Origin of the sequence: Pseudonocardia pini, assembly GCF_013870575.1 — a bacterium.
Classification (GTDB): Bacteria; Actinomycetota; Actinomycetes; order Mycobacteriales; family Pseudonocardiaceae; genus Pseudonocardia; species Pseudonocardia pini.
This window is the reverse complement of the sequence record NZ_JACBXB010000591.1, coordinates 1-3579: the sequence shown is the minus strand read 5'-3', so window position 1 is coordinate 3579 and position 3579 is coordinate 1. Positions and strand designations below refer to the sequence as shown.

Annotated in this window: 5 protein-coding genes; 2 read left to right on the top strand and 3 right to left on the bottom strand. The window is 73.4% G+C overall.

Annotation, left to right across the window (positions count from 1 at the left end; translation table 11 throughout):
• Positions 1-564: LLM class flavin-dependent oxidoreductase (locus H5J29_RS25360; RefSeq protein WP_181783535.1), on the bottom strand; the 564-nt coding region annotated here is incomplete at its 3' end.
• A 23-nt stretch (positions 565-587) separates the two neighbouring features.
• Positions 588-935 carry an STAS domain-containing protein gene (locus H5J29_RS25355; RefSeq protein WP_181783534.1) on the bottom strand — a complete coding sequence of 116 codons (348 nt, stop codon included), beginning with the start codon at positions 933-935 and terminating at the stop codon, positions 588-590.
• A 153-nt stretch (positions 936-1088) separates the two neighbouring features.
• On the opposite strand from H5J29_RS25355, the gene H5J29_RS25350 reads away from it, so the two are divergent.
• Both H5J29_RS25350 and H5J29_RS25345 read left to right on the top strand, forming a co-directional pair.
• Positions 1089-1682 (top strand): TetR/AcrR family transcriptional regulator, encoded by a 594-nt coding sequence (locus tag H5J29_RS25350; RefSeq protein ID WP_181783533.1) that lies wholly within the window; start codon positions 1089-1091, stop codon positions 1680-1682.
• 65 nt (positions 1683-1747) lie between these two features.
• The gene (locus tag H5J29_RS25345; protein WP_312858400.1) at positions 1748-2371 is read left to right on the top strand and encodes a biliverdin-producing heme oxygenase; all 624 of its coding nucleotides are present in this window, start codon (positions 1748-1750) and stop codon (positions 2369-2371) included.
• A 9-nt stretch (positions 2372-2380) separates the two neighbouring features.
• On the opposite strand, the gene H5J29_RS25340 is transcribed toward H5J29_RS25345, so the two are convergent.
• A complete protein-coding gene (locus tag H5J29_RS25340) occupies positions 2381-3496 on the bottom strand; it encodes an NDMA-dependent alcohol dehydrogenase (protein ID WP_181783532.1) in 1116 nt (371 codons plus the stop codon).
• Positions 3497-3579 lie beyond the last annotated feature (83 nt).

Below are 3579 nucleotides of genomic sequence, written 5' to 3'. Positions count from 1 at the left end.
TGTCCGGGGGCCGGTCATCCAGGTCACGGTGCCCGCGGTCCGGCGCCCGGCCAGCCGCAGCATCTGCGGGCCGAGCGCGGCGAGGTAGACCTCGGGGGCGGGCGCCCCCGGGATCCGGAGCCTGCCGCGGGTGGTGAGCAGCTCGCCCGTCGCGTCCGCCTGCTCGCCCGCCAACAGCGGCAGCAGGCCGTCCAGGTACTCGCTCATCCGCCGCACCGGGCGGTCCCAGGACACCCCCCACTGGCCCTCGGTGACGGCGCGGTGGCTGAGCCCCAGCCCGAGGGTCAGCCTGCCCTGCCCCACCAGGTTGGTGGTGAGGGCCTTCTGCGCCAACGACATCGGGTGCTGCGGCTGGATCGGGACGACCCCGGTGCCGATCTCGACGTCCGGGACCTCGCGCAGCGCGATCGCCAGCACCGTGAGCAGGTCCGGCTCCTGCGGCAGCTGGGCCGTCCACACGCGACGGAAGCCCTCCGCCCGCATACGCTCCAGCTCGGCGACGAACGTGTCGACCACCGAGCCGCCCGCACCGTCACCCAGGAAGCCGAAGACGCTGATCCGCATGCGGCCAGCATCGCAAACGGGCCTCAGCGCACGGCGGCCAGGAACCCCTCGACGTCCTCGTGCACCGTGAAGTGCCGGTCCAGACCCACCAGGGCCGCCACCCGCCGGACGGCGGGATGGCCGTCCAGCCCCGCGAGGTGCACCCGCCCGCCGGAGCGGGTGTAGGCGCCGAGCAGCGCACTGACCCCCACCGAGCCGAGCTCCGTGACCTCCGACAGGTCCACCACGACGGCCTTGGCCCCGACCGTGGCGGCGTGCACCGAGTCGTGCAGACGCGCCGCCGAGTCCGCGTCGAGCTCTCCGGACAGTCGCAGCGCCACCGTCCCGTGGTCCAGCGTGATGCTCTCCGCGGTGAACACCGACCGTTCCATCGCTTGAGTCAGCGTGTCCTCCCCTGTCCGACCGCCCAGGTCCACCCTCGCCCGGAAGGAGGGGGTCGGTCAACCGGCAGAACGGTGACGGCGGGCGTCTCGCTCGACACGTTCGCGCAGGTGGATCACGGGGTACTCCGCTATTCTGGCCTCGTGCCCAAGGTGCTCGGGGGGTCGTTGGCCGCCCATCGCGACGAGGTGCGCACCCGTGTCTTCGGCGCGTTGCGCGAGCAGCTCTACGAGCGCGGGTTCGACGCGGTGACCCTCGCCGGGGTCGCCGCCGCGGCGGGCGTCGGGCGCTCGTCGATCTACAACCACTTCCCGGACCGCCAGGCCCTGCTGGTCGCGTTCGTGGAGCACGAGGCCGCGCGGTACGTCACGGACCTGGAGGCCGCCCTCGCGGCGGCCCCCACCCCGACCGAGCGGCTGGCCGTGTTCGCGCGGCTGCAGCTGCAGCGGCTCGCGGAGTTCCACCTGCCTCCGGGGCAGGCGCTGGCCCAGGCGCTGGACCCGGCCGCCTACCGGCGGATCGCCGCGCACGCGGACCCGATCTCGGACCGGCTGGGCACGATCGTGCGGGAGGGTGTGGCCGCGGGCGAGATGGTCGCGGCCGATCCCGCCGTGCTGGTCGCGATGATCGCCGCCGCGCTCGGCGCGCGGCAGATCGTGGACGTCCCGGCGGACGAGCTTGGCGGGACGATCGAGGCGGCCGTCCGGATCGTCCTCGGCATGGTCCGCGGAACTTAGGCTAGCCTCACCCGGGCCGGTGCTCTATCCTTTATCTGACAGGTCGTCAGATAAAGGAGGTCGCGGTGGGGTTGTCCCAGGCACTGCGGGAGGCCACCATGGCCGTCCACGAGCGCGCGCACCACTCGACCTACATGGCCGCCCTGCTGGGCGGCGAGCTGCCCGTCGAGGCGTACACCCTGCTCGCCGAGCAGTACCTGGGGATCTACGGCGCCCTCGAGGCCAAGGCCGCGGAGCTCGCCGCCGACCCGGTCGCGGGCCCCTTCGTGATCGACGAGCTGCACCGCGTGCCCGCCCTCGAGCAGGACGTCGCGGCGCTCGGCGGGTCCGTCGCCGCACCCCGCCTGCTGCCGGAGACCGAGGCGTACGCGGCCCGGCTCCGCGAGGCGGACGCCGCGCGGTTCGTGGCCCACCACTACACCCGGTACCTGGGCGACCTCGCAGGCGGACAGGTCGTCGGCAAGCTCCTGGAGAAGACGTACGGGATCACCGGGCCCGGCGCGCTGTTCTACGACTTCTCCGCGCTCGGCAGCCCGTCGAGGTTCCGGGTGCGGTACCGCGCCCTGCTCGACGAGGCGCCGTGGGACGAGATCGAGCAGCGCCGGGTGTGCGACGAGGCGGTCCGCGCCTTCGAGCTGAACATCGCAGTGCTCGAGGGCATGGCGACCACCACCAGGATCGCGGCCTGAGCCAGGGCGCTAGAAGACCACGACCCCGCGCAGGTTGCGCCCTGCGTGCATGTCGTCGAAGCCCTCGGCCACCTGGTCGAGGGTGTAGCGGCGGGTGATCAGCTCGTCCAGCTTCAGCGAGCCCTGCCGGTAGAGCTCCAGCTGGGCCGGGATGTCCGCGCTGGGCGCACTCGCGCCGAACAGCGAGCCCTGCAGCCGCTTCTGGTAGAGCACCAGCTCCATCAGCGGGATGTCGCCCTCGTGCGAGCGCACGTCCCCGAGCCCCACGACCACGCAGGTCCCGCCCTTGCGCACCGCCTTCAGCGCCTGCCCCACGTGCGAGCCGAGCGTGACGCCGACGGTCACGACCGACGCGTCGGCGCCCTGCCCGTTCGTCAGGGACCGGGCGAGGTCGGCCGCCTCCCGGATGTCCGCCACGGCGTGCGTGGCGCCGAGGCCGAGCGCGGAGGTGCGCTTGAACTCCACCGGGTCCACCGCGATCACCGCGGAGGCGCCCGCGTGCGCCGCGCCCTGCACCGCGTTGATCCCGATCCCGCCGATCCCCATCACGATCACGACCTGTCCCGGGCGGACCTGCGCCGAGTTGACCGCCGCGCCCCAGCCGGTGCCGACACCGCAGCCCGTCAGGCAGGCGATCTCCAGCGGGACGTCCTTCGGGATCCGCACCGCCGACGCCGTGGACACCGTCGTGTACTCGCAGAAGGTCGAGATGCCGCACATCTGGCCGACGGGCGCGCCGTCGAGGGCGAGCCGGAAGGACGTGGGGTCCTCCCACCGGGCGTTGGTGGCCAGCGAGGCCCCCAGGTCGCAGAGGTTCTGCATGCCGTGGGCGCACCAGCGGCACTTCCCGCAGGCCGGGAGGAAGGAGAAGACCACGTGGTCGCCCTCGGCGAACCCGCTGGTCCCGGGCCCGACCGCCTCCACGACCCCCGCCCCCTCGTGACCGCCCGCGAAGGGCAGGATCCCGACCTTCTGGTCGCCGGTGGCGTGGTGGTCGTCGGAGTGGCAGAGCCCGGACGCGACCATCCGCACGCGGATCTCCCCGGACCGTGGGTCGTCCACCTCGAGCTCGACGGTCTCGAACCGACCGGGGACCTCGCGCAACACCGCGCCTCGCGTCAGCACGCCGGTCAGGTTACGCCGCTGCTGAACGAACGACCGGCAGCCTCGTTCGGCGAGCGACCGTGCCACCCGTGCGGTCCCCGGGC

Coding starts and splice junctions, on each gene's coding strand:
- H5J29_RS25355 (WP_181783534.1), bottom strand. CDS start 935: ATGGAACGGTCGGTGTTCACCGCGGAGAGCATCACGCTGGACCACGGG.